Raw genomic sequence first — 23,244 nt, 5'->3', positions numbered from 1 at the left:
GGGCAGGGCACGACCACGCTCCCCCTCGTCGCGTGCCGCGCAGACCGTCGCACGGCCCGCCGACACCCGCCGTCGCGCCGACCGCGCGGCTACGCGTCCGCCCCCTCCGGGGGCCTCTCCCCGGAGGGTCCCTCCTCCGGCGTCGCCCGGGCTCGTCGCGTCCCGAGCGGCCGCGGGGCGTCGATCCCGTAGTGCAGCCCGACCACCCGCACGCTGAAGCAGACGGCGGCGGCCACGAGGGCCGCGGGCACGCCCAGCACCTCGTCCACCCCGCCGCGCGCGGCGAGCACGGCCAGCGTCGCGCCGACCAGGGCGGGGATCGCGTACAGCTCGTTGGTGAGCACGAACGGCACCCGCCGCACCAGCACGTCGCGGATCGTCCCTCCGCCCACCGCGGTGATCACCCCGAGCACCACCGCCTGCGCCGGTCCCGCGCCGGACGCGAGCGCCTTGCCCGCACCCGTGACCGCGAACAGGCCCAGGCCCGCGGCGTCGAGGACGTCGATCGTCCGCAGGAACCGCGTGAGCGGCCCGCTGAGCAGGAACGCCAGCGCACCGCCGGCGCCCGCGGCGGCGAGGTACCGCCAGTCCAGGAACGACGCCGGGGGCAGCGCGTCCAGCAGGACGTCGCGGACGATGCCGCCACCCACGCCCGTGACGGCGCCGAGCGTGACGACGCCGACGACGTCGACGTGCGCGACGCGCACGGCGGTCAGCGCGCCGTTCAGCGCGAACGCGAACGTGCCCAGCAGGTCGAGCACGAGCAGCACGGGCACGTCGGTCACGGCACGGGTCTACCGCACCGGGGCGGCCGGGGCCCGACGGCGGCGCCACGGTGCCGTGCGGGTGTGCCGTGCGGGTGTGCCGTGCGGGTGTGCCGTGCGGGTGCGCGTCCGGACGGCCGCCGGGAGGATGGCACCGACCGCCCGGCGACCGGTGCCGGGCCGACCCGGGAGGTCACGTGACCGCGTCGCTCACCCGCCCCGTCGCGCCGGAGCCCTACGCCCTGCTGCCCGCCGTCCCCGGCTTCACCGTGACCAGCGAGGACTGGGTGCACGGGGAGCGCGTCCCCGACGTGCACACCAACACCGAGGCCGGGCAGAACGTCTCCCCGCAGCTGTCCTGGTCGGGCTTCCCCGAGCAGACCCGTGGCTTCGCCGTGAACGTCTTCGACCCCGACGCCCCGGGCGTCGCCGGCTGGTGGCACTGGACCGTCCTCGGCATCCCCGCGTCCGTGACGTCCCTGGAGCGCGGTGCCGGCAGCGAGGACGGCGCCCTGCTGCCCGCCGGCGCGTTCCAGCTGCGCGGGGACGACGGCGTCGCGGCGTACCGCGGCAGCGCCCCGCCGCCCGGGGACCAGGTGCACCGGTACTACGTCGCCGTGCACGCGCTCGACACCGACGACCTCGGCCTGACGCCGGACACGCCGCCGGGGGCGGCCAGCGCCGCGCTCGTGTTCCACACGCTGGCGCGCGGCGTCCTCATGGCGACGTACCAGCGCTGAGGTGCGCCGGCAGGGGACGTCGGCACCGGCGGCTACCCTGCCTCGCATGACGACCGCCACGCTCGGCTCGCTCACCTGGGAGCGCGCCGTCGACCGCCCGGACCTGCTCGCCGACGCCACCGCCGCCGCCGTCGCCGCCTGGGCGGCCACGGACCCGGGCGTCGCGGACGCCGTGCTCGTCGCGGAGATCGACCCCGGGCTCGCGGACACGGCCGCGATGACCGACGCCTACGACCTGCCGCTGTCGGCCTCCGTCAACTGCGTCCTCGTCGGGGGCCGGCGCGCGGGTGAGGAGAAGGTGGCCGCGGCGCTGGTGCGCGCCACGACGCGCGCCGACGTCAACAACGCCGTCAAGCGCCTGCTCGACGTGCGCAAGGCCTCGTTCCTCCCGATGGACCGCGCGACCGCCGAGTCGGGCATGGAGTACGGCGGCATCACCCCGCTCGGGCTGCCCGCGGGGTACCGCGTGCTCGCCGACGCGGCGGTGGCCGCGGACGACGCGGCGTCGGGCGGCAGGGTGATCATCGGCAGCGGGGTGCGCCGCTCCAAGATCTCGCTGCCGGGCGCGCTCCTCGTGCGGGCGCCCGGTGTCGAGGTCGTCGAGGGCCTCGCGCTGCCCTGACCCGCGACGGCCGGTCGTGCGCGGGCCCGGCCCCGGGTCGTACCCGCTCGTACCGCCGTCGGTCACGACGGCGGCCGCCCCCCGCACACGACGCCGACGCACTGCGGCTCGTTGCCGTTCCCGCGTGCCACGTTCCCGCCCAGGTCCGTCACGCCGGGTGCGTGGATGCCCCAGCCCGAGCTGCGCCGCACGTCGTTGCCGCCCAGCGCGAGCGTGTCGTACGCCGGGTCGATGACGATGCCGTCGCCGTTCCACCGCAGCACGTTGTCCTGGATCAGACCCGGTCCGGACCCGCGGATGCCGGTCTCGTTCGCCCGGAACCTGTTGCCGACGATCGAGGCCCCCCAGTCGCCGAGCACCACGCCCGTGGTGTTCGCGACGAGCCGCGACCCGCTCAGCGAGAGCTGGGCCCACTCGGCGTCCACGGCGATCTGGGAGCCGGTGAACCGGCTGTCCCGGACGCTGATGTAGGCCTCGGCGATCTCGGCGCCGACCCCGATCGTGTTGTCGACGAACTCCGAGCCCACGACGTCCGCGCTCCCCTGGACGAGGAGGAAGACGCCGTGCCGGTTGCGCAGGAAGCGGCTGCCCGTGATCGTCGCGCCACCGCCGTCGTCGGTCACGACGCCGGCCCGGGAGTGCTCGGCGAACGTCGAGCGCTCGATCACGGCGTCGCTGTCCGGCGTCAGGACGCCGTCGCCGTTGCGCAGGAACGTCGAGCGCACGACCCGCAGCGGCTTGGCGAAGAACCCGCTGCCGGGCTCCCCCGAGACGTCCGCGCCGAGGCCGTTGTCCCGGACGACCAGCCGCTCGAGCGTGAGCACGCCGGTGGGTCCCCCGGTCTCGACCGGCAGCGAGCCGACGCCGGTGCTCCATCCCGCGACCGTCCCGTTGCGCACGACGGCCTCGCCCTCCCGCGTGACCTCGACGCCCCGCCCGCTGCCCAGCACCGGGCCGGGCCCGCGCAGGACGTGCCCGCCCAGGTCGAGCGTCACCCCCGGCGCGAGCCGGAGCCCGGGCCCGCCGGCCGGGCACGAGAGGTCGGCGGTCAGCACCGTGTCGACGGTGAGGGTGTCGCCGCAGGCGGGTGGCGGCGCGGCGGACGCCGGTGCGGCGCCGAGCGCGGTCAGCGCGGCGACGGCGAGGACGGACAGGCCGGTGCGGGTGCCGGTACGCATGGTTCCCCCTGGCGGCGCCCGGCGCCGGTGCCGGGCACCGTCCCCAGCGTCCTGCGGCGCCGCGGCCACATCAACCCCTGTGTCCCGTTCTCACCCGGTCCGGCCGCCGGTCACCGCCGCCGCCCAGGACGCGGGCTCCCGTAGCGCACCCTCCCGGTGTGCCGCGGCTCGTTCCCGTCGCCGCGGACGACGTCGCCCGCACGTCACCCGGGTGAGGCGTCAGACCCGCGTCGCCCAGAACGCGACGGCGGCCGCCGCCGCCACGTTGAGGGAGTCGACCCCTGCGGCCATGGGGATGCGCACGACCAGGTCCGACGCCGCGACCGTCCGCGGCTTGAGCCCGTGCCCCTCGGCGCCGAGGACCAGCGCGAGGCGCTCCGGCGGGTCGGCGACGAGCTCGTCGAGCGTGATCGCGTCGTCGGAGAGCGCGAGCGACGCGACCACGAACCCCTCCTCCCGCAGGACGTCGACGCCCTCGGGCCACGGGTCCACCCGGGTCCACGGCACCTGGAACACCGTGCCCATCGACACCCGCACCGACCGCCGGTACAGCGGGTCCGCGCAGCGCGGCGTCACGAGCACCGCGTCGACGCCGAGCGCGGCCGCCGACCGGAACGCGGCGCCGACGTTCGTGTGGTCGACGACGTCCTCGAGCACGGCGACGCGACGGGCACCGGCGCCGTCGCGGGCCGACGCCAGCACGTCGGCCACGGAGGGCAGCACGGGCCGCTGCATCGCCGCGAGGGCGCCCCGGTGCACGTGGAACCCGGTGATGGCCTCGAGCACGGGCTCCTCGGCCACGTACACGGGCACGTCGTCGCCGGGCAGGTCCGCGAGCATCACCTCGACGTCGCCCAGCCACCGTGGCGCGAGCAGCACCGACCGCGGCCGGTGCCCGGCGCGCAGCGCACGACCCAGGACCGTCGAGCTCTCGGCGATGTAGAGGCCGTTCTCCGGCTCCAGCCGTCGTCGCAGCGCGACGTCGGTCAGGGAGACGTAGTCGGCGAGGCGGGGGTCGTCGCGGTCGGTGACGGGTCGGACGTCGGGTCGTGCCACGGCGTCGATCCTCCCAGGGCCGCGGGGGTGCGCCGGACCGCGCGGCCGCCGAGCACGGCCATGCCGAACCCGACGGCGGCGACCACCGGCACCAGGACGAACGCCTGGTGGCTGCCCACCTGGTCGGCCGCCGCCCCGAGCGCGAACGGCGCCACGCCGACGGCCAGCGCGCCCGCGAGCGTCGCGTGCGACTGCGCGCGGTCACGCCGCCCGGGCGACGCGGCGAGCAGCAGCGCCACGGACAGCGGGTACTGCGCGCCGTAGCCGAAGCCGGCCACGACGAGGCCGGTGAGGGCGACGGCGGTGCTCGTCGCCGTCCAGAGCACGGCCCAGCCACCGACGGAGATGACGAACGACGCGGCGAGCAGGGTCGCCGGTGCGACCCGCAGCGACAGCGGACCGATCACGAACCGCATGGCCGTCATGCCGGCGGCGAGCCCGGCCGTCGTCGCCGTGGCGATCCCCGCGCCGGCCGACGTGCGCTCGAGCACGAGGTCCGTCGCCCAGAACGTCGTCGCGAACTCCAGCGACGTCGCGGCGACGAGCGCGGCCAGGAAGAACGTGCCGGCGTGCCGGCCCGGGCCGCGGCGGGCCGCCGCGGCCTCGTCGGCGGCGGCGAGCGGCACCGGCTCCGCGGGGTCGGCCGGTCCCGGCCGGTCGAGCGCGGGTGAACGCGGCAGCCGGAGGACCAGCAGCGCCGTCGCGACCCCCAGCGCCGCGGTCACGACGACCCCGGCCCGCCAGCCCCAGCCGATCGCGACGCAGGCGCCGACCGCCAGCGGCCCGAGCAGACCGATGCCCGAGCCGACGCCGTTCGCCTCGGCCAGGGCCGCCGACGACGTGGGCCCGTGGTGCGCCGCGAGCGCCACCTGCGCGGTCGCGATCAGCAGGTTCCCGCCCACCGCCGTGACGAGCATGCCGACCAGGGTGACCGGCAGCTCACGGCCGAGCAGCAGCCCGGCGAGCCCCACGGCGACGACGAGCGCCGCCACGACGAGCGTCGTCCGACGCCCGAGTGCCTGCGCAGCGCGCGGGATGAGCGGTGCGGCCACGAGCCCGCCGGCCGCCATGGCGGTGCCGTGCAGGCCCGCCTGCGCGGCCGAGACACCCAGCTCGTCGCCGAGCAGCGGGACGCTGGGGTTGAAGCTGTAGAGCAGCCAGCCCCACACCACGAACGGCGCGTAGAGGCCGAGCGTGAGCCGGTCCCGCACGAGCCGCGCGGCGACGGCGCTCACCGGGGCACGACCACCGTGGTCTGCGTGTCACCGCCCTCGGCGGGCAGGACGAGCTCGTGGCGCGCGCCGTCGACCTCGAGCACGTAGCGGCCCGGCAGGCCGCGCAGCTGCACGGTCCCGTCCGCGTCGGCCGTGACGTCGGTGGCGGCCAGCCACCACTCGCCCTTCACCAGGCCGCGCAGCGTCTCGTACGACGGCTTCGGTGTGCCGTCGGCCCGCACGAGCCCGCCGGGCGCGTTGAGCCACATGCCGTGGTCGGACAGGCCCCAGTACGTGATCGCGTCGACCTGCGGGTGGGCCACCAGGGTGCGGTAGTGCTCCTCGACCTCGCGCGCCTGGCGCTCCTCGCCCTCGGGCGTGCTCGGCCAGACGTCGACCTGGTGGTCGTTGAGGTCGTCGTAGTGCGCGGGCATGAGCTCGCCGGACAGGATCGTGGTCTCGGTGAAGTGCATGCGCAGGCCGAACCGGGAGAACCGCTCGAGCACGTCGAGCGTCTTGTCGCGGCCCCACGCGCCCTGGTGCATGTGGCTCTGCAGGCCCAGCGCGTCGATGCGCACACCGGCGGCGAGCGCCTCCTCCACGAGGTGCTCGTAGTCGGCGGACATGTCGAAGTCGTTGAGCAGCAGCATCGCCCCGGGGTTGGCGGCGCGCGCCTCGTCGAAGGCGAGCTGGATCATGCCGATGCGGCCGACCGTCTTCGCGACCCGCGTGACCGCGTTGTCGTCCTTGGTGAAGATCGGCATGATCACCACCTCGTTGATCGCGTCCCACACGTCGACGAGGCCGGCGAACTCGCTCGCGTCACGCTGCACGCGGGCCCGCAGGAGGCGCAGGACCTCCTCGTCCGGCAGCGGCTTCAGCCAGTCCGGCTGCACGGTGTGCCACACGAGCGGGTGGCCCTTCACGGTCACGCCGTGGTCGCGGTAGTGCTCGGCGGCGGCGCGCAGCGCGGCGGTCCGCGGGCTGCCCTGGGTCGGCTCGAAGGTGCCCCAGTAGAACGGCAGCGTCGCCAGGTTGAACACGTCGCGCCACAGCTCGTCGAACCGCGCGAGCAGCTCGTCCTGCCCCGGCGCGAGGGGGCGCCCGCCGGGCAGGGCGGCAGCGGCCCGCTCCACCTCGTCGAAGCCGATGTTGCCGAACCAGAACGCGTGGTCCTGCTGCTCGGCCCGCGCGACGGCACCGGCGAGCGGGCGCCCCGACGCGTCGGTGAGGCGGACCGTCAGGCTCCGGGTGCGGTGGGCGAGCGCGGGGTCCGCGACGACGGGGGCGTCGGCGCGGGCGGGCACGGCGGGCGTGGTCGACAACGTGTTCCTCCTCGAATCGTTCCAGGTCCAGCATGACCTGCGCAGACGCGGATGCACAAACCAGGGCTCGGGACGGGTCCGGGTTGCCCCGGTCGGCCCGTCGGCGGGTCAGTCCAGGGGTGCCGTGGCCGCCGCGAACTGGCTCGCGTAGAGGCGCGCGTACGCGCCGTCCGCCGCGAGCAGCTCGTCGTGGCTGCCCTTCTCGACGATGCGCCCGTGCTCCATGACGAGGATGACGTCCGCGTCGCGGATGGTGGACAGGCGGTGCGCGATGACGAAGGACGTCCGCCCGGCGCGCAGCGTTCCCATCGCCTGCTGCACGAGCACCTCGGTACGGGTGTCGACGGACGACGTCGCCTCGTCGAGGATGAGGATCGCCGGGTCGGCGAGGAACGCGCGGGCGATCGTGAGCAGCTGCTTCTCCCCCGCCGACACCGCACCGCCCTCGTCGTCGATCACGGTGTCGTAGCCGTCCGGCAGGGTCCGCACGAACCGGTCGACGTGCGTCGCGACGGCGGCCTCGACGACCTGCTCGCGCGTCGCCCCGTCGACGCCGTACGCGATGTTGTCGGCGATGGTCCCCTCGAACAGCCACGTGTCCTGCAGGACCATGCCCATCTGGCGGCGCAGGTCGTCGCGCGTGAGCGTGCGCGTGTCGACGCCGTCGAGGGTGATGCGGCCGGAGTCGACCTCGTAGAACCGCATGACGAGGTTCACCAGGGTCGTCTTGCCGGCGCCCGTGGGCCCGACGATCGCGACGGTCTGGCCGGGCTCGGCGACGACGCTCAGGTGCTCGATGAGGGGCGTGTCGGGCTCGTAGCGGAACGACACGTCCTCGAACGCGACGCGGCCGCGCACGGGCGGCTCGACGCGCACCGGCGTCGCCGGGTCGGGCTCCTGCTCGTCGGCGTCGAGCAGCTCGAAGACGCGCTCGGCGGAGGCGACCCCCGACTGCAGGAGGTTCGCCATCGAGGCGATCTGCGTCAGCGGCTGGGTGAACTGGCGGCTGTACTGGATGAACGCCTGCACCTCGCCGAGCGTCATCGCCCCCGACGCCACCCGCAGACCGCCGACCACGGCGATGACGAGGTAGTTGACGTTCGACAGGAACCCCAGCGCCGGCTGGATGATCCCCGAGATGAACTGCGCGCGGAAGCTCGCCTCGTAGAGCTGCTCGTTCCGCTCGGCGAAGGTGCGCGCCGCCTCCGGCTGGCGCCCGAACACCGTCACGAGCGCGTGCCCCGTGAACATCTCCTCGATGTGGGCGTTCAGCTGCCCCGTCGACGCCCACTGCTGCACGAACTGCGGCTGCGAGCGCTTCGCGATCGCCCCCGCGACCGCCACGGACAGCGGCACGGTCACCAGCGCGACGACCGCGAGCAGCGGCGACAGCCAGAACATCATGCCGAGCACACCCACCACCGTGAGCAGCGACGTCACGAGCTGCGACAGCGTCTGCTGCATCGTCTGGGCGACGTTGTCGATGTCGTTGGTCACGCGGCTCAGCAGCTCGCCGCGCGGCTGCCGGTCGTAGTACGACAGCGGCAGCCGGGAGAGCTTCTCCTCGACGTGCGAGCGCATGCGCCGCACGGTGCGCTGCACCGCGAGCGCGGTGAGCCGGCCCTGCAGCCACCCGAGCACGAACGACGCCAGGTAGACGACGAGGACGACCAGCAGGATCCCGCCGAGCCGTCCGAAGTCGACGCCGGTGCCGGGCACCACCCGGTCCATGCCCGAGACCATGTCGGCCAGCTGGTCCTGTCCGGACGCCCGCAGCGCGTCGACGGCCTCCTGCTGCGTCGACCCGGCGGGGACGACCTGACCGAGGGCCCGGGAGACCACGCCGTCGAACAGCACGTTCGTCGCGTCCCCGAGGAGCTTCGGGCCGGCGACGGCGGCGGCCACCGACAGCGCCCCGAGGACGAGCACGGCCACGAGCCGCGCACGCTCGGGCCGCAGCACGACGAGCAGGCGTCGCAGCGACCCGCGGAAGTCGAGCGACTTCTGCCCGGGCATCCCCAGCCCCATGCCCATCGGGCCGCCGCGCGGACCGACGGGGCGGGGCGGTGCACCTCCCGGAGGGACGGCCGCGGGTGCTCCCGAGGGTGCGGCACCCGTCGTCGTCCGGGGCCCCGGCGCCGCCGTCATGCCGCCTCCTGGGCGCTCAGCTGGGAGTGGACGATCTCCTGGTACGTCGCGTTCGACTCCAGCAGCCCCTCGTGCGTGCCGTCGCCGACGACACGGCCCTCGTCGAGGACGAGGATCCGGTCGGCGTGGCGGATCGTCGCGACGCGCTGCGCGACGACGATCACCGTCGCGTCGCGCGTCTCGGGTACGAGCGCGGCCCGCAGCGCGGCGTCCGTCGCGTAGTCCAGGGCCGAGAACGAGTCGTCGAACAGGTAGAGGGACGGGCGTCGGACCAGGGCCCGCGCGATCGCGAGCCGCTGCCGCTGCCCGCCGGACAGGTTGGTGCCGCCCTGCGCGACGGGTGCGTCGAGCCCCTCTGGCAGCGCCTCCACGAACGACCGCGCCTGCGCGACCGTCAGCGCGTGCCACAGCGCGTCGTCGTTTGCGTCGGGCCGGCCGAACTGCAGGTTGCTGCGCACCGTGCCGGAGAACAGGTACGGGCGCTGCGGCACGAGCCCGATGCGGGCCCACAGCGCCTCCGGCTCGGCCTCCCGCACGTCGACGCCGTCCACGAGCACCTGCCCGCCCGTCACGTCGTACAGGCGCGGCACGAGGTGGAGCAGCGTCGTCTTGCCGGCGCCGGTCGAGCCGATGATCGCGGTCGTCCGGCCGGGCTCGGCGGTGAAGGAGACCCCCTGCAGCACCGGGTGCTCGGCGCCGGGGTACCGGAACTCGACGTCGCGCAGCTCGAGGAGGCCGGTCCGCGGGCCGGGCGTCCCGTCCGCCGACGCCACGGACCGGGTGGTGGCGAACGGCACGGGCTCGGCGGGCGGGACGACGCTCGGGCTGGTGTCCAGCACCTCGGTGATCCGCTCCGCGGAGACGACGGCCCGCGGGACCATCACCGTCATCATCGAGGCCATCATCACGGCCATGAGCACGAACATGATGTAGCTGAGGAACGCGACCAACGAGCCGATCTGCATGTCGCCCGCGTCGACCCTGCGGGCGCCGAACCACACCACGGCGACGCTCGAGGCGTTCATCACGAGCATGACCGCGGGGAACAGCAGGGCCATGAGCAGGCCCGTGCGCAGCGACGCCTCGTAGAGCAGGTCGTTGGCGACCTCGAACCGGTCGCGCTCGCGCCGCTCGCGCACGAACGCCCGGACGACGCGCACGCCCGTGAGCTGCTCGCGCATGACGCGGTTGATCCCGTCGATGCGCTCCTGCACCCGCCGGAACCACGGCACCATCCGGCGCACGACGAGCGCCACGACGCCGACCAGCACGGGCACGACGACCAGGAGCAGGCCCGACAGGACGACGTCCTCGCGCAGCGACATCGCGACACCGCCGACGAGCATGAGCGGCGCCATGACGAGGAACACGAACGTCATCAGCACGAGCATCTGCACCTGCTGCACGTCGTTCGTCGTGCGGGTGATGAGGGTCGGCGCGCCGAACCGTCCCATCTCCTGCTGGGAGAACGCCTGCACGCGGTCGAACAGGCGCGCCCGCACGTCCCGTCCGAAGGCCATCGCCGTGCGGGCACCGAACCACACGGCGCCGATCGCGGCGACCACCTGCACCAGGCTCACGGCGAGCATGACGCCGCCGATCCGCCAGATGACCGCCGTGTCGCCCTGGGCCACGCCGTCGTCGATGATGTCGGCGTTCAGGCTCGGCAGCCACAGGGTCGCGAGCACCTGGACGAGCTGGAGCACCAGCACCGCGAGCACGGCGCCCCGGTAGGGACGCAGCTGCTCGCGCAGCAGCCGCAGGAGCACCGTGCGCACCTCCTCACGTGGACCGCGTCACACGCTCCCACGTGACGTGCGCGAGGCAACAGTCCTTCTCCGGCCGTCCGCTCTCAGCGGACGCCGGTGCAGCGGCCGCTCAGTCGCCTCCGGGTGCGGCCCCCCGACCGCCGGCAGGTCCCCCGCCGGTCCCGCGATCCTCCGGCCCGTCCACGCCGGGGCGCTGGCCCCGCTCGGCGGCGGGGTCGAAGCGCAGGCCCGACAGCGTGCCGGCGCTCGTCGCGTCCGCGGTCGCGGCGGCCGACTCCCGACGTGCCTCCGCGAGCGCCTCGCCCGGGTCCGTCAGGGACACCGGTGGCAGGTCGTCCGCGGCGAGCGGGGAGTCGCCCGCGGGACGCGTGGCGTACCGGTCGCCGTCGCCCTCGCCGCCTCCGGTGAACCCCTTCGAGAGCCACCCGAGCGCGCCGCTGAGCTCCGCCGGCAGGAACCAGAGCTTGTTGGCCGGGCTCGCAGCCACCTTCGGCAGCGTCTGCAGGTACTGGTAGGCCAGCAGCTTGGGGTCGGCGTCACCGCGGTGCACCGCGTCGAACACCTGCAGGATCGCGCGCGACTCCCCCTCGGCGCGCAGGATCGCCGACTGCGCCTCGCCCTCCGCACGCAGGATCGCCGCCTGCTTCTCCCCCTCCGCGGTGAGGATCTGGGACTGCTTGACGCCCTCGGCGGTGAGGATGGCGGCGCGCCGGTCACGCTCGGCGCGCATCTGCTGCTCCATCGACCCCTGCACGGACGCGGGCGGGTCGATCGCCTTGAGCTCGACCCGGTTCACGCGGATGCCCCACCGCCCCGTGGCCTCGTCGAGCACGCCGCGCAGCTGCCCGTTGATCTGGTCGCGGCTCGTGAGCGTCTGCTCGAGGTCCATGGACCCGATGACGTTGCGCAACGTCGTGACGGTCAGCTGCTCGATGCCGGTGATGTAGTTGGCGATCTCGTAGACCGCGTCCTTCGGGCTGGTCACCTGGAAGTAGATGACGGTGTCGATGCTCACCACGAGGTTGTCGGAGGTGATGACGGGCTGCGGCGGGAACGACACCACCTGCTCGCGCAGGTCGACGCTCGCGCGCACCCGGTCGATGAACGGGATGAGCAGGTGCAGCCCGGCGTCGAGCGTCGAGCTGTAGCGGCCCAGGCGCTCGACGATCATCGCGACGGCCTGCGGCACGATCCGCACCGCCCGCACGAGGGCGACCACGACGAAGAGCAGGACGAGCGCGAGGACGACGACGAGGGCGACCTGCCCGGCGTCGATGTCGGACATGGCGGCCTCCGCGGACTGCCGCCCGGCCGGGCGGCGGGCACGGCCCGGGTCCCGGGCCCCTGGTCAGGCGGGAGCGGCACCGGCGGCCGAGGGGCCGTCGGTGCGCGGTGCGGAGGCCGCGGCGGTGACCACGGCCGTGGCCCCGTCGATGCGGACGACCGTGACGGAGGTCCCGGCGGGCAGGCTCGCGCCGTCGACGGTGCGCGCGGTCCACACCTCGCCCCCCAGCTTGACGCGGCCGGTCACGCCGTCGACGTCGAGGACGACGACGGCGGGGCGCCCGACCAGTGCGGCCGCGTTCGTCTCCTGCAGCACCACCCGCGACCGCAGGTGCCGCAGGAGCCACGGGCGCAGCGTGACGAGCAGGACGACGGCCGCGACGGCGGCCACGAGGAGCTGGACGGCCACCGGCGCGCCGAGCGCGTACGCGAGCGCCCCGGCGAGCGCACCCCCGGCCAGCATCACCAGCACGAGGTCGAGCGAGACCATCTCCAGCACCCCGAGCAGGAGCGCCGTGCCGACCCACCACAGCCAGCCCATGCCGTCACCCCCGGCCGGTGGCCCGTCGTCGGGCCCCAGCACGATGGTAGGACGCGCACGCCCGCGCGGCCTGGGGGACGCCGGCGGGGACCTGCGGCGTCAGCGCGCCGTGCCGGCCCCCGGGGCCGCGTGCGCCGCCCACCGCCCGTCACCGTGCTCGAGGCGCAGCGGCACGTCGAACGTGCCGGACAGGTTCTCGGCGGTGAGCACCTCGCCGATCGGCCCCGCCGCGTGCACACGGCCCGCGCGCAGCAGCAGCAGGTGCGTGAAGCCGGGCGGGATCTCCTCGACGTGGTGCGTGACCAGCACGAGGGCCGGCGAGCGGGGGTCGCGCGCGAGCTCGGCGAGCGCAGCGACCAGCTCCTCGCGACCACCGAGGTCGAGGCCCGCGGCCGGCTCGTCGAGGAGCAGGAGCTCGGGGTCGCTCATGAGCGAGCGTGCGATCTGCACGCGCTTGCGCTCGCCCTCGGACAGCGTGCCGAAGAACCGCTCCGCGAGGTGCGCGACGCCGAACGCCGCGAGCAGGTCGTTGGCCCGCGCCTCGTCGAGCTCCTCGTACGCCTCCCGCCAGCGACCCGTCACGCCGTAGGCCGCGGTGAGGACGACGTCCTTCACGGTCTCGCCGGACGGGATGCGGTCGGCCAGCGCGGCGCTCGACAGGCCGATGCGCGGCCGCAGCTCGAACACGTCCGTCGCGCCCAGGCGCTGACCCAGCAGCGTGGCCGTGCCGCGCGTGGGGTGCATGCGCCCCGACGCGACCTGCAGCAGCGTGGTCTTGCCCGCACCGTTGCGGCCCAGCACCACCCAGCGCTCGCCCTCGCGCACCTGCCACGTCAGGTCGTCGAGGATCGTCGTCGTCCCCCGGCGGATCGTCACGGCCTGCAGGTCGAGCACGCTGGTCATGTGCACAGACCCTAACGTCCGCGCGCGCCCCGCCGGGGACGGCAGGGCGCGCGCGTGCGTCACGTCGCGGACGTCACAGCTCGATGGAGTACATCGTCGACGAGTGCACGACCTCGTAGCCGAGGCGGGCGTACAGGCCGTGCGCACCGGACGGGTTGGCGGTGTCGACGCCGAGCTCGGCGTACTCCACGCCGTCGGCCGCGTACGCCTGCATCGCGGTCGCGAGCAGCGCCACCGCGATGCCGCGTCCGCGCCACGCGCGCCGCACACCGAGCAGCTCGGTGTAGCCGGAGCTGTAGCCGGCGACGGGCCAGTCCTGCTCGTACCGCCCGGACAGCGTGTAGCCGACGACCTCCCCGTCGTCGTCGAGCGCGACGAAGGACCACGCCGGGGCGAACATCGCGCGGTGCTGCTGCCACTGCTCCGGGGTGCGCGGCTCGCTCCCCCAGTGGTCGGCGAACGCGTCGTTGTGCGCGAGCCGCACCGCGTCGTCGAGCGCCTCGGACCACGGCACGACGCGCACCCCGGCGACATCGGGCACCGGCGGCAGCTCCCCCTGCACCGACCGGCGCATCTCGGTGTAGTACCGGACGGGCGCGAACCCGGCCGCACGGTACAGCCGGGCGGAGCCGGGTGCGGTGTCCTCGAGGTACGCGGCGATCCGCGCCGGCAGCTCCTTGCCCGACGCGGCCAGGACCTGGCGTGCGCGGCCGTCGAGCCAGGCGACGAGAGCGCGCCCGACGCCGCGGCCGCGCCACAGCGGGTGGACGCCACCGGACACGAAGGCCCGGACGACCCGGGAGTCCCCCGGGGCGGAGTCGACCTGCGCCCACGCGCGCATCTGGCCGTCCGCGTCGACACCGACCAGCGTGTCGCGCGACAGGTCGCGCCACTGCGCGGACATCTCCTCGGCCAGCTCCTCCGCCGACGTGCGGAACGGCTGGCCGTCCGCCTCCTCGACGAGCTGCACGAGCCGGGCGAGCTCCTCCGCGTCGGCGACGGTCAGCGGGCGCCACGTCAGGCCGAGCGCGGCCGGGGGCAGCGGCGCGACGTCCGGGGCCGCGACGCGCTGTGCGAGCGGGAGTCGCGGGGGCGCGGCGGCCCCGTCGATCTCGTCGGGGCGGGACGTCGTGACGTCGGCGTCCGTGCCGGCGGGGGCGCGCGTGGCGTCGGCGGTGTCGGTCATCCGCCCAGGGTCGCGCGACGCCGGGCGCCGCCGCCAGCGCATTTGCGGCGGCGCGCGCTCAGGCGTCGATGCGCGACCGGTCGAGCGCGTGCGCGCCCGCGACGATGAAGTCCTTGCGCGGCGCGACGTCCGAGCCCATGAGGAGCTCGAAGATCTCCTCGGCGCGCTGCGCCGCCTCGACCGTCACACGCCGCAGCGTCCGGTGCCGCGGGTCCATCGTCGTCTCCGCGAGCTGGTCGGCGTCCATCTCGCCGAGCCCCTTGTAGCGCTGGATGTCGTCCTTGTACCGGCGGCCCGACCGGTCGAGCTTCTTCAGCGTCGCCGCGAGCTCCGCCTCGGAGTACGTGTAGACGTACTCGTTCTTCCGCGAGCCCGCGCCGATGATCTCGATGCGGTGCAGCGGCGGCACGGCCGCGAACACGCGCCCGGCCTCGACGAGCGGACGCATGTACCGGAAGAACAGCGTGAGCAGCAGGGTGCGGATGTGGGCGCCGTCGACGTCGGCGTCGGTCATCAGGACGACCTTGCCGTACCGCGCGGCCTCGAGGTCGAACGTGCGCCCCGAACCGGCGCCGATGACCTGGATGATCGCGGCGCACTCGGCGTTCTTGAGCATGTCGCCCACGGACGCCTTCTGGACGTTGAGGATCTTGCCGCGGATCGGCAGGAGGGCCTGGTAGTCCGAGCTGCGCGCCAGCTTGGCGGTGCCCAGCGCGCTGTCGCCCTCGACGATGAACAGCTCGCTGCGCTCCACGTCGTCGATGCGGCAGTCGGCCAGCTTCGCCGGCAGCGACGAGGACTCGAGCGCGGTCTTGCGGCGGGAGATCTCCTTCTGCTTGCGCGCGGAGATCCGCGCCCGCATCTCGCCGACCACCTTGTCGAGGAGCGCCGCGGCGTGCGCCTTGTGCTCGCGCTTCGCGGACGTCAGCAGCTCCGTGAGCTGCTGCTCGACGACCCGGGCCACGATGCCGCGCACCGGCGCGGTGCCCAGCACCTCCTTGGTCTGCCCCTCGAACTGCGGCTCGGCGAGACGGACGGTCACGACGGCGGTGAGGCCGGCGAGCACGTCCTCCTTCTCGATGCGCTCCGAGGAGTCCTTCGACGAGACCTTCAGGCGCCGGGCGTTCGCCGTGACCTGGGCGCGCAGCGTCTTGAGCAGCGCGGCCTCGAACCCCGCGAGGTGGGTGCCGCCCTTGGGCGTCGCGATGATGTTGACGAAGCTGCGGACCTCGGTGCCGTACCCGGTGCCCCAGCGCAGCGCGACGTCCACCTCGCACGTGCGCGCGACCTCCTGCGGCGTCATGTGGCCGCGGTCGTCGAGCACCGGCACCGTCTCGGTGAAGGTTCCCGCGCCGGTCAGGTGCCAGACGTCGGTCACGGGCGCGTCGGGCGCGAGGTGGTCGACGAAGTCGACGACGCCGCCCTCGTGCAGGAACGTCTCCTCGTGCGGCCCGTGCTTGCCGGGGGTGCCCGGGATCCCCCGCTCGTCGCGCACGGTCAGCGCGAGGCCGGGCACGAGGAAGCTCGTCTGGCGCGCCCGCGTCACGAGCTCGTCGTACGAGAACACCGCGGACGGCAGGAAGATCTGCCGGTCGGCCCAGTAGCGCACGCGCGTGCCCGTCCGCGCCTTCGCCACCTTGCCGACGACGGCGAGCTCCGAGCCGGAGACGAACGGCTCGAACGGCGAGTCGGGGCTGACGCCCGCGCTGTCGTCGAACACGCCCGGCTCGCCGCGGTGGAAGCTCATGCGGTGCGTGCGGCCGTGCCGGTCGACCTCGACGTCGAGGCGTGCCGACAGCGCGTTCACGACGGAGGCGCCGACGCCGTGCAGACCGCCCGACGCGGCGTACGAGCCGCCACCGAACTTGCCGCCCGCGTGGAGCTTGGTGAACACGACCTCGACGCCCGTGAGACCGGTCTTGGGCTCGACGTCCACGGGGATGCCGCGCCCGTTGTCCCGCACCTCGACGGACTGGTCGGCGTGCAGCACGATCTCGATGCGGTCGCCGTGGCCGCCCAGCGCCTCGTCGACGGAGTTGTCGATGATCTCCCAGAGGCAGTGCATGAGCCCGCGGCTGTCGGTCGTGCCGATGTACATGCCGGGGCGCTTGCGGACCGCCTCCAGCCCCTCGAGCACCGACAGGTGCCGAGCGGTGTAGCCGGGGGTCGAGGAGGTCGTCGTCACGCGGCGATGGTAGCCGTGCCCGCCGACAGGACCCGCGGCGCCATGCCGCTGCGCCGCACGGGTACGCGCCGGACGTGGCACAGGTCACGATCGGGTGACGTCCGGTCACGATCTTGTACGCAGAGAGCGAACCTCCCCCTCCTGGCGACATGCTTCCGCGATCCCGATGGTTGTATGGAGACGTGACAGGGACGACCATCGACAACACGGCCCCGCTGACGGCTGCCGACCGCTGCGACCGCTGCGGCGCGCAGGCGTACGTCCGCGTCGTGCTCCCGGTCGGCGAGCTGCTGTTCTGCGCGCACCACGCGCGCGAGCACGCACCGAAGTTCGCGGCCGTCGCGACGCATGTGCAGGACGAGACCGACCGCCTCCACGCCGAGTACGGCTCGGGGGCGAAGGCTCTGTCCTGAGCCCGAGCGCCACGGCGCACCACCGACCCCACGAGGGCCCGGACCACTGGTCCGGGCCCTCGTGCTCTTCCCGGCGCTCGCGACGCCCACCCTGACGCGCGGCGGTGCCGCGGCCCGCGCTCGGCCGCGCCGCCACCAGGCGCACCGACGACGACGGCCCCGCCACCGCAGTGCGGTGACGGGGCCGTCGTGGTCGGGAGAGCGGGGTCTCAGTCGAGGTAGTCGCGCAGCACCTGCGAGCGCGACGGGTGCCGCAGCTTCGACATCGTCTTCGACTCGATCTGGCGGATGCGCTCACGCGTGACGCCGTAGACCTTGCCGATCTCGTCGAGGGTCTTCGGCTGACCGTCCGTCAGGCCGAAGCGCATCGAGACGACGCCGGCCTCGCGCTCCGAGAGCGTGTCGAGGACCTGGTGCAGCTGCTCCTGCAGCAGCGTGAAGCTGACCGCGTCCGCCGGGACGACGGCCTCCGAGTCCTCGATGAGGTCGCCGAACTCGCTGTCGCCGTCCTCGCCGAGCGGGGTGTGCAGCGAGATGGGCTCGCGGCCGTACTTCTGGACCTCGACGACCTTCTCGGGCGTCATGTCCAGCTCCTTGGCCAGCTCCTCCGGCGTGGGCTCGCGGCCCAGGTCCTGGAGCATCTGGCGCTGCACGCGGGCGAGCTTGTTGATGACCTCGACCATGTGCACCGGGATGCGGATGGTCCGGGCCTGGTCCGCCATGGCGCGCGTGATGGCCTGCCGGATCCACCACGTGGCGTACGTCGAGAACTTGTAGCCCTTGGTGTAGTCGAACTTCTCGACCGCACGGATCAGACCGAGGTTGCCCTCCTGGATCAGGTCCAGGAAGAGCATGCCGCGACCGGTGTAGCGCTTGGCCAGGGAGACGACGAGCCGGAGGTTCGCCTCGAGCAGGTGGTTCTTGGCACGACGCCCGTCCTGCGCGATCCACTGCAGCTCACGCCGCAGCTTCGGCTCGATGTTCGGGCTGTTCGCGAGCTTCTCCTCGGCGAACAGGCCGGCCTCGATGCGCTTGGCGAGCTCGACCTCCTGCTCGGCGTTGAGCAGCGCGACCTTGCCGATCTGCTTGAGGTAGTCCTTGACCGGGTCGGCGGTGGCACCGGCCGTGACGACCTGCTGCGCCGGTGCGTCGTCGTCGTCCGCGTCGGAGTAGACGAAGCCGATGTCCTCGCTCGTCTCCTCCTTGGCGGCCGGACGCGCCTCGGCGGGCTCCTCGCTCGTCTCGGTCTCGCTGTCGTCGTCCGACTCGGTCGCGTCGTCGTCCGTCGCCTCGACGTCGACGATCTCCTCGACCTCGTCGATCTGCACCTCGGCGTCGTCGATGTCCTCGACGTCCTCGGCCGTCTCGTCGTCGGCCGGTGCGGCCTTCGTCGGCGCCGTCTTCGCGGCGGCGGACTTCGGGCCGGTCGACTTCGTCGCCGGCTTCGTCGCCGCCTTCGTGGTCTTCGGCTTGGTCGCGGTGGCCGTCGCGGACTCCGTGCGCGTCCCCTCGGCGACCGAGGCACGCGCGGCGGGGCGGGACTTGGCGCTGGTGGCGGCGACCGCACGACCGGCCGAGCCGAGGTCGTTCACCGTCACGCCGGCGGTGCCGAGCCCGCGCACGACGGCGCGCAGGCGCTTGGCACCCTCGACGCCGGCGGCCTCGCAGGCGGCACGCACGGAGTCGGTGTCGACGCTGCCGTGGGTGTGCCCGCGCCTCACCAGCTCCTGGAGCGCCGGGTGCTGGAACTCGCGCGGGAGTGCGGGATGCGGGGTCTGGGACGTCACGAAGGACCTTTCGTCAGCACGGCGACCGGATCCGGGAGAGGGCCCGCAGGATCGGAAGTCAGACGGATATTGTACCGACGACCGGCCGGGCGCAGAGCGCGGCGCCGCGCGGCGCGCGGGGACGCACCGGGGGTCGAGGGTTTCAGGTGTGACAACGCGCCCGGCACCCGGATGATTCCCGGCGGCGACCGTCTCAGCGTGCGGCGGGCTTGACCGTGAGCACGGGGCAGGGCGCGTCGAAGAGCACCCGCTGGGCGTTCGCCCCGAGGATGAGCTTGCCGACCGGGCTGCGACGACGCAGACCGAGCACGACCAGCTGCGCGCCGACCTCCTCGGCGGTCGTGATGAGGTCGTCGGCGACGTCACCGCCGGTGAGCAGCCGCACCTCGTGCGCGACACCCAGGCCCGTCAGCTCCCGCTGGACGCCCGCGAGGGCCTCCTCCGTCTCGGTGCGCCGCTCCGGCCCCTCGTCGAGACGGACGCTCGCGACCACGACGACCGGTGTGGAGCGCAGCCGCGCCTCGTCGACCGCCGCATCGAGCGCTGCACGCCCCTCCGGGGTCGCCAGGTAGCCGACCACGATCCCCATACCGCACCCTCCCTCACGGACCACGCTGGCCTCGGGCGCGAGGCTACCGGAGCGGCGGCCCGGCCACGACCGGCGGGGACGGTCAGCCCTCCCGGCGGACCCAGCCCGGCGGCAGACCGGCCTCCAGCGTGCGCGCCAGGAGCAGCGCGAGCCGGTACTCGCCGTCCCCGGCGAGCGCGCGGTCGAGCAGCAGCGACGCACGCGCGCCGTCCCCCCGCCACCACGCCAGGAGCCCGAGCAGCGTCAGAGCGGGCGGCTGCCCGCCCGCTCGGCCGTGGGCGACCACCTGCTCGAGGACCACCTCGTGCCGCCGCGCCGACGGCGGGGGCGCGACGCCGACGTCCGGGTCGACGACGCGCGCCATGGCGTCCCCGAGGAGGCGGTCGTCCGCGGCGCGCACCTGCGGGGCCGCGAGCGAGCGCTCCGGCAGGCGTCCCGTCCCGGGTACGAGCGTGACGAGCACCGCGTCGCGCACCCGACGGTCACGAAGCCCCGCCTCGACGCGCCCCAGCCTGCTGAAGGTCGTGCGGCCGCCCGGCCCTCGCGCGTCCGTGGCGGTCCCCCGGACGCCCACCGCCGGTGCGGGACGAGCGACCGCGTCCCCGACCTCCTCGCGCCAGGCGCGCAGCGACGCGAGGCGCCACGCAGCCACCGCGTCGTCACCGTCCGCCGCAGCACGCAGCCGGGCCGCGTCCCAGCGACCACGGGCTCGTGCCACGGACCTGCGTGCCTCGGCGGGGGCCGACGGGATGCGCGCCAGGTCCTCGCGGCGGTCCACCACGACGGAGCCGGCCAGCACCATCTCGGCCCCGACCCGCGTGCTGCGCAGGTCGTCCAGCGGCCTGCCCCCGGGCGGGCAGCAGCCGGGCGGGCACGCCAGGCAGCGGTACGCGCCCGCGGACACGAGGAGCGCCTCCAGCGGCCCGACGGGCACGTCGCACGCCTCGGCGAGGTGCGCGGCCCCCTCCCGCGCCAGCCGCTCCCCCGCGTCCCGCTCCGTGTACGCGACGAGCAGGACGCGGGTCGCGCCGTCCCGGTCCAGGTGCCCGGCGAGCGCGCGGGCGACCTGCGGTCCGTGGGTCGGGTGCGCGAGGTCGTCGAGGTCGACGCGCACCACCAGACCGACGCGTCCGCGCGGGCCCCGAAGGGCCACGGCGACGGCGCTCTCGTGCGGGCGGAACCCGAGGCGGTGGGGGACGTAGGCGAGGAGCTCGCGCGGGTCGTCGAGCCGGAGCGTGAGGTGGTCCATGACGTCAGCGCACCGCAGGCGGCGCCGTCGCGGGGGCGTCCGGGGCTTCCTGTGGGTCGTCGGCCCCGGCACCGTGGGGTGTGGTCGGTTCGCGCGTCCCCGCTAACCTGTGCGCCGTGCCGCTCCCGACGTCCCGGCCCGCGCTCCGCGCGGGCGTCGTCCCCCTCGTGGCGGCCGGTCTCCTCGTGGCGTGCGGCCCCGACCCGTCGCCCGCCCCCACGGTCACCGGGAGCCCCGCGCCGAGCGCGTCGCCCACGCCGTCGGAGAGCCTGCTCACCGACGAGATCGCGGGACACAGCGCGGTGGGCCGCCTGGCCGACGGCTTCCCCGCCGACCTCGTCCCGGTGCCGGAGGGCGCCGAGGTGCTCGTCTCCTCGGCGGTCCCGGGCGCCGACGGCACGCTCGACATCAGCCTCAACGTCCGCACGCAGCAGGACCCGCAGGCCCTGCTCGAGGCGGTGCGCGCTCCGCTGCTCGCCGCCGGGTTCAGCGAGGCCGCACCGGCCGCACCCGAGCCGGGGCTCGCGGCCCAGGTCACCTTCACGCGGTCCGCGGGTGCCGAGCTGCTCGTCGTCGGCGTCCTCGACCGCGAGGGCACCCGGACGATGACCCTGGGCGGCACCGTTCGCCCGGCCATCCCCTGAGCCGACGCCTAGGGTGGGCGCCGTGACGGACGCTCCCCCCAGCCGGACCTCGTCCACCTGCGCGCGGGTGTCGACGCCGCCCTCGACCGGCACGTCGCACGGCTGCGCTCCGTCGTCGCAGCCGTGTCCGGGGACGGGGCGCCGCTGGTCGACGCGGTGGAGCGCATGGTCGCCGGGGGCAAGCGGCTGCGTGCCGCGTTCTGCTACTGGTCGTGGCGGGCGCACGGCGGCGAACCCGGTTCGCCGGCCGAGGCCGCCGTCCTGCGCGCCGGCGCCGCGCTCGAGCTCTTCCAGGCCGCCGCGCTGTTCCACGACGACGTCATGGACGACTCCGACACCCGCCGCGGCCAGCCGGCCGCGCACCGGACGTTCGCGGCCGGGCACGCCGCGCGCGGCCTGCTGGGCGACGGCGAGCGCTTCGGCGCGGCCGCCGCCATCCTGCTGGGCGACCTCGCGCTCGTCGCGAGCGAGCAGGAGTGGGCGGAGGCCGAGCGTGACCTCCCCGAGGGCACGGCACGCACCGCACGCGCCGTCTTCGACCTCATGCGGACCGAGGTCACGGTCGGCCAGTACCTCGACGTGCTCGCGCAGGCGCTGCCGTGGGGTGACGACGCGGGCGACGAGCGCCGCGCGTGGGAGGTGCTGCGGGCCAAGTCGGCGCGCTACAGCGTCGAGCACCCGCTCGTCCTGGGCGCCGCCCTCGCCGGCGCCGACGAGGCCGCGCTCGAGGGGTGCCGCACGGTCGGGCTGCCGCTCGGCGAGGCGTTCCAGCTGCGCGACGACCTCCTGGGCGTCTTCGGCGACCCGGCGGCGACGGGCAAGCCCGCGGGCGACGACCTGCGCGAGGGCAAGCGCACGGTCCTGGTGGCGCGGGCCCTGCACCGCGCCCGCAGCGCGGGCGACGAGGCGACGGTGGCCGCCCTGACGACCGGGCTCGGGGACCGTGGTCTCGACGACGCTCAGGTGCGCACCCTGGCCGCCAGGATCGCGGCGACCGGCGCACCGGACGAGGTGGAGCGGCTGATCGAGGAGCTCACGGCCCAGGCGTTCGCGGCCGTCGAGGCCCGCGGCTGGCCCGAGCCTGCCCGCAGCCAGGTGCTCGCGCTGGCCCGGGCGGCCGTCGACCGCCGGGCCTGACCCGCACGCGCTCGACGACCGGACGGCGGTGCCGCCGGAGGGTCAGAGCAGCGCCTGGGCGATCCGCCGCACCTCGGTCTTGCGGCCCGCGCGCAGCGCGGCGACCGGCGTCGTGCCGAGGGCGTCGTCCGGGGTGAACAACCAGACGACGGCCTCGTCGTCCGTGAAGCCGCTGTCGGCGAGGACCGTCAGCGTGCCCTGCAGCGCGGCCAGCACGGTCCACGCGGGCTCGTCCTCCGCCCGGCCGGGCGCCGCGGGGTTCGCCAGGTGGCCCGGCACCAGGAACGCCTCGGGGACGCTCAGCACCGCGGGGTCGCCCCGGCGCACCCCGACGATGCGCCGTTCCTGCAGCATCCGCCGGACCTTGCCGGCGTCGGTGCCGAGCCGCTCGGCCACGTCGGGGACGGTCAACCAGGCGTCGACGAGGTCGTCGGGGTGCGGTGCGCTCACCCGGTCAGCGTACGACCTGCACCACCACACGCCTGTAATTCACCGGCCTCGCTTTCCCTG

21 protein-coding genes are annotated in these 23,244 nt (G+C 74.9%); 5 read left to right on the top strand and 16 right to left on the bottom strand.

Annotation, left to right across the window (positions count from 1 at the left end; genetic code table 11):
* Positions 1–89: 89 nt before the first annotated feature.
* Positions 90–785: a trimeric intracellular cation channel family protein gene (locus GC089_RS07790; RefSeq protein WP_155377217.1), complete on the bottom strand. Its 696-nt coding sequence runs from the start codon at positions 783–785 to the stop codon at positions 90–92.
* A 176-nt stretch (positions 786–961) separates the two neighbouring features.
* Here GC089_RS07790 and GC089_RS07785 point away from each other — a divergent pair, with 176 nt between their 5' ends.
* Both GC089_RS07785 and GC089_RS07780 read left to right on the top strand, forming a co-directional pair.
* Positions 962–1,504, top strand: a complete 543-nt coding sequence (locus GC089_RS07785) for a YbhB/YbcL family Raf kinase inhibitor-like protein (RefSeq protein ID WP_155377216.1) — start codon at positions 962–964, stop codon at positions 1,502–1,504.
* A 46-nt stretch (positions 1,505–1,550) separates the two neighbouring features.
* Positions 1,551–2,126 carry a YbaK/EbsC family protein gene (locus tag GC089_RS07780; protein WP_155377215.1) on the top strand — a complete coding sequence of 192 codons (576 nt, stop codon included), beginning with the start codon at positions 1,551–1,553 and terminating at the stop codon, positions 2,124–2,126.
* A 62-nt stretch (positions 2,127–2,188) separates the two neighbouring features.
* Here GC089_RS07780 and GC089_RS07775 read toward each other — a convergent pair whose 3' ends face one another.
* The 11 genes from GC089_RS07775 to GC089_RS07725 form a co-directional block, all read right to left on the bottom strand.
* Positions 2,189–3,304 carry a right-handed parallel beta-helix repeat-containing protein gene (locus GC089_RS07775; RefSeq protein ID WP_155377214.1) on the bottom strand — a complete coding sequence of 372 codons (1,116 nt, stop codon included), beginning with the start codon at positions 3,302–3,304 and terminating at the stop codon, positions 2,189–2,191.
* 219 nt (positions 3,305–3,523) lie between these two features.
* The gene (locus tag GC089_RS07770; RefSeq protein ID WP_155377213.1) at positions 3,524–4,360 is read right to left on the bottom strand and encodes an RNA methyltransferase; all 837 of its coding nucleotides are present in this window, start codon (positions 4,358–4,360) and stop codon (positions 3,524–3,526) included.
* On the bottom strand, positions 4,291–5,595 hold the full coding sequence (locus GC089_RS07765; RefSeq protein ID WP_155377212.1) for a sugar MFS transporter: 1,305 nt from the start codon (positions 5,593–5,595) through the stop codon (positions 4,291–4,293). Before GC089_RS07765 ends, GC089_RS07770 begins: the two co-directional genes overlap by 70 nt.
* The gene (locus GC089_RS07760; protein WP_230685140.1) at positions 5,592–6,899 is read right to left on the bottom strand and encodes an endo-1,4-beta-xylanase; all 1,308 of its coding nucleotides are present in this window, start codon (positions 6,897–6,899) and stop codon (positions 5,592–5,594) included. The genes GC089_RS07765 and GC089_RS07760 overlap by 4 nt, the downstream gene beginning before the upstream one ends.
* Positions 6,900–7,007: 108 nt before the next feature.
* Positions 7,008–8,915: an ABC transporter ATP-binding protein gene (locus GC089_RS07755; protein WP_230685139.1), complete on the bottom strand. Its 1,908-nt coding sequence runs from the start codon at positions 8,913–8,915 to the stop codon at positions 7,008–7,010.
* 128 nt (positions 8,916–9,043) lie between these two features.
* Entirely contained in the window at positions 9,044–10,816 is a 1,773-nt protein-coding gene (locus tag GC089_RS07750; protein WP_155379025.1) for an ABC transporter ATP-binding protein, read from the bottom strand.
* 109 nt (positions 10,817–10,925) lie between these two features.
* Positions 10,926–12,101, bottom strand: a complete 1,176-nt coding sequence (locus GC089_RS07745) for an SPFH domain-containing protein (protein WP_155377210.1) — start codon at positions 12,099–12,101, stop codon at positions 10,926–10,928.
* Between the two features lie 63 nt (positions 12,102–12,164).
* A complete protein-coding gene (locus GC089_RS07740; protein WP_370514093.1) occupies positions 12,165–12,683 on the bottom strand; it encodes an NfeD family protein in 519 nt (172 codons plus the stop codon).
* Between the two features lie 57 nt (positions 12,684–12,740).
* Positions 12,741–13,544, bottom strand: coding sequence for an ABC transporter ATP-binding protein (locus tag GC089_RS07735; RefSeq protein WP_155377208.1), 804 nt, complete (start codon positions 13,542–13,544; stop codon positions 12,741–12,743).
* Positions 13,545–13,617: 73 nt separating this feature from the next.
* Positions 13,618–14,730: a GNAT family N-acetyltransferase gene (locus GC089_RS07730; protein WP_155377207.1), complete on the bottom strand. Its 1,113-nt coding sequence runs from the start codon at positions 14,728–14,730 to the stop codon at positions 13,618–13,620.
* A gap of 58 nt (positions 14,731–14,788) precedes the next feature.
* Positions 14,789–16,915 carry a type IIA DNA topoisomerase subunit B gene (locus tag GC089_RS07725; protein ID WP_155377206.1) on the bottom strand — a complete coding sequence of 709 codons (2,127 nt, stop codon included), beginning with the start codon at positions 16,913–16,915 and terminating at the stop codon, positions 14,789–14,791.
* Positions 16,916–17,064: 149 nt separating this feature from the next.
* On the opposite strand from GC089_RS07725, the gene GC089_RS07720 reads away from it, so the two are divergent.
* Entirely contained in the window at positions 17,065–17,328 is a 264-nt protein-coding gene (locus GC089_RS07720) for a hypothetical protein (protein ID WP_155377205.1), read from the top strand.
* 209 nt (positions 17,329–17,537) lie between these two features.
* Here GC089_RS07720 and GC089_RS18985 read toward each other — a convergent pair whose 3' ends face one another.
* The 3 genes from GC089_RS18985 to GC089_RS07705 all read right to left on the bottom strand — a co-directional run bounded on the left by GC089_RS18985 (position 17,538) and on the right by GC089_RS07705 (position 20,953).
* Positions 17,538–19,115 carry an RNA polymerase sigma factor gene (locus GC089_RS18985; protein WP_155377204.1) on the bottom strand — a complete coding sequence of 526 codons (1,578 nt, stop codon included), beginning with the start codon at positions 19,113–19,115 and terminating at the stop codon, positions 17,538–17,540.
* Between the two features lie 193 nt (positions 19,116–19,308).
* Positions 19,309–19,704: a universal stress protein gene (locus GC089_RS07710; RefSeq protein ID WP_155377203.1), complete on the bottom strand. Its 396-nt coding sequence runs from the start codon at positions 19,702–19,704 to the stop codon at positions 19,309–19,311.
* 82 nt (positions 19,705–19,786) lie between these two features.
* Entirely contained in the window at positions 19,787–20,953 is a 1,167-nt protein-coding gene (locus tag GC089_RS07705) for a DUF4192 domain-containing protein (protein ID WP_155377202.1), read from the bottom strand.
* Positions 20,954–21,069: 116 nt separating this feature from the next.
* On the opposite strand from GC089_RS07705, the gene GC089_RS07700 reads away from it, so the two are divergent.
* Together GC089_RS07700 and GC089_RS07695 are read left to right on the top strand one after the other, a co-directional pair.
* Positions 21,070–21,597: a hypothetical protein gene (locus tag GC089_RS07700; RefSeq protein ID WP_155377201.1), complete on the top strand. Its 528-nt coding sequence runs from the start codon at positions 21,070–21,072 to the stop codon at positions 21,595–21,597.
* Positions 21,598–21,654: 57 nt separating this feature from the next.
* Positions 21,655–22,734 carry a polyprenyl synthetase family protein gene (locus GC089_RS07695; RefSeq protein WP_155377199.1) on the top strand — a complete coding sequence of 360 codons (1,080 nt, stop codon included), beginning with the start codon at positions 21,655–21,657 and terminating at the stop codon, positions 22,732–22,734.
* A 42-nt stretch (positions 22,735–22,776) separates the two neighbouring features.
* On the opposite strand, the gene GC089_RS07690 is transcribed toward GC089_RS07695, so the two are convergent.
* The gene (locus GC089_RS07690) at positions 22,777–23,184 is read right to left on the bottom strand and encodes an Rv2175c family DNA-binding protein (RefSeq protein WP_155377196.1); all 408 of its coding nucleotides are present in this window, start codon (positions 23,182–23,184) and stop codon (positions 22,777–22,779) included.
* Between the last annotated feature and the right edge of the window lie 60 nt (positions 23,185–23,244).

The sequence above is a fragment of the Cellulomonas sp. JZ18 genome (assembly GCF_009720485.1).
Lineage (GTDB): Bacteria > Actinomycetota > Actinomycetes > Actinomycetales > Cellulomonadaceae > Cellulomonas.
Note: the sequence above shows the minus strand (reverse complement) of the source record. Positions and strands in the feature narration are given on the sequence as shown.

What these genes read in the sequence shown, in the direction of transcription:
- GC089_RS07705 (WP_155377202.1), bottom strand. Translation starts at nt 20,953, where the DNA reads ATGGACCACCTCACGCTCCGGCTCGACGACCCGCGCGAGCTCCTCGCC.
- GC089_RS07710 (WP_155377203.1), bottom strand. Translation starts at nt 19,704, where the DNA reads ATGGGGATCGTGGTCGGCTACCTGGCGACCCCGGAGGGGCGTGCAGCG.
- GC089_RS07730 (WP_155377207.1), bottom strand. Translation starts at nt 14,730, where the DNA reads ATGACCGACACCGCCGACGCCACGCGCGCCCCCGCCGGCACGGACGCC.
- GC089_RS07720 (WP_155377205.1), top strand. Translation starts at nt 17,065, where the DNA reads ATGCTTCCGCGATCCCGATGGTTGTATGGAGACGTGACAGGGACGACC.
- GC089_RS07755 (WP_230685139.1), bottom strand. Translation starts at nt 8,915, where the DNA reads ATGCCCGGGCAGAAGTCGCTCGACTTCCGCGGGTCGCTGCGACGCCTG.
- GC089_RS07735 (WP_155377208.1), bottom strand. Translation starts at nt 13,544, where the DNA reads ATGACCAGCGTGCTCGACCTGCAGGCCGTGACGATCCGCCGGGGGACG.
- GC089_RS07745 (WP_155377210.1), bottom strand. Translation starts at nt 12,101, where the DNA reads ATGTCCGACATCGACGCCGGGCAGGTCGCCCTCGTCGTCGTCCTCGCG.
- GC089_RS07780 (WP_155377215.1), top strand. Translation starts at nt 1,551, where the DNA reads ATGACGACCGCCACGCTCGGCTCGCTCACCTGGGAGCGCGCCGTCGAC.
- GC089_RS07775 (WP_155377214.1), bottom strand. Translation starts at nt 3,304, where the DNA reads ATGCGTACCGGCACCCGCACCGGCCTGTCCGTCCTCGCCGTCGCCGCG.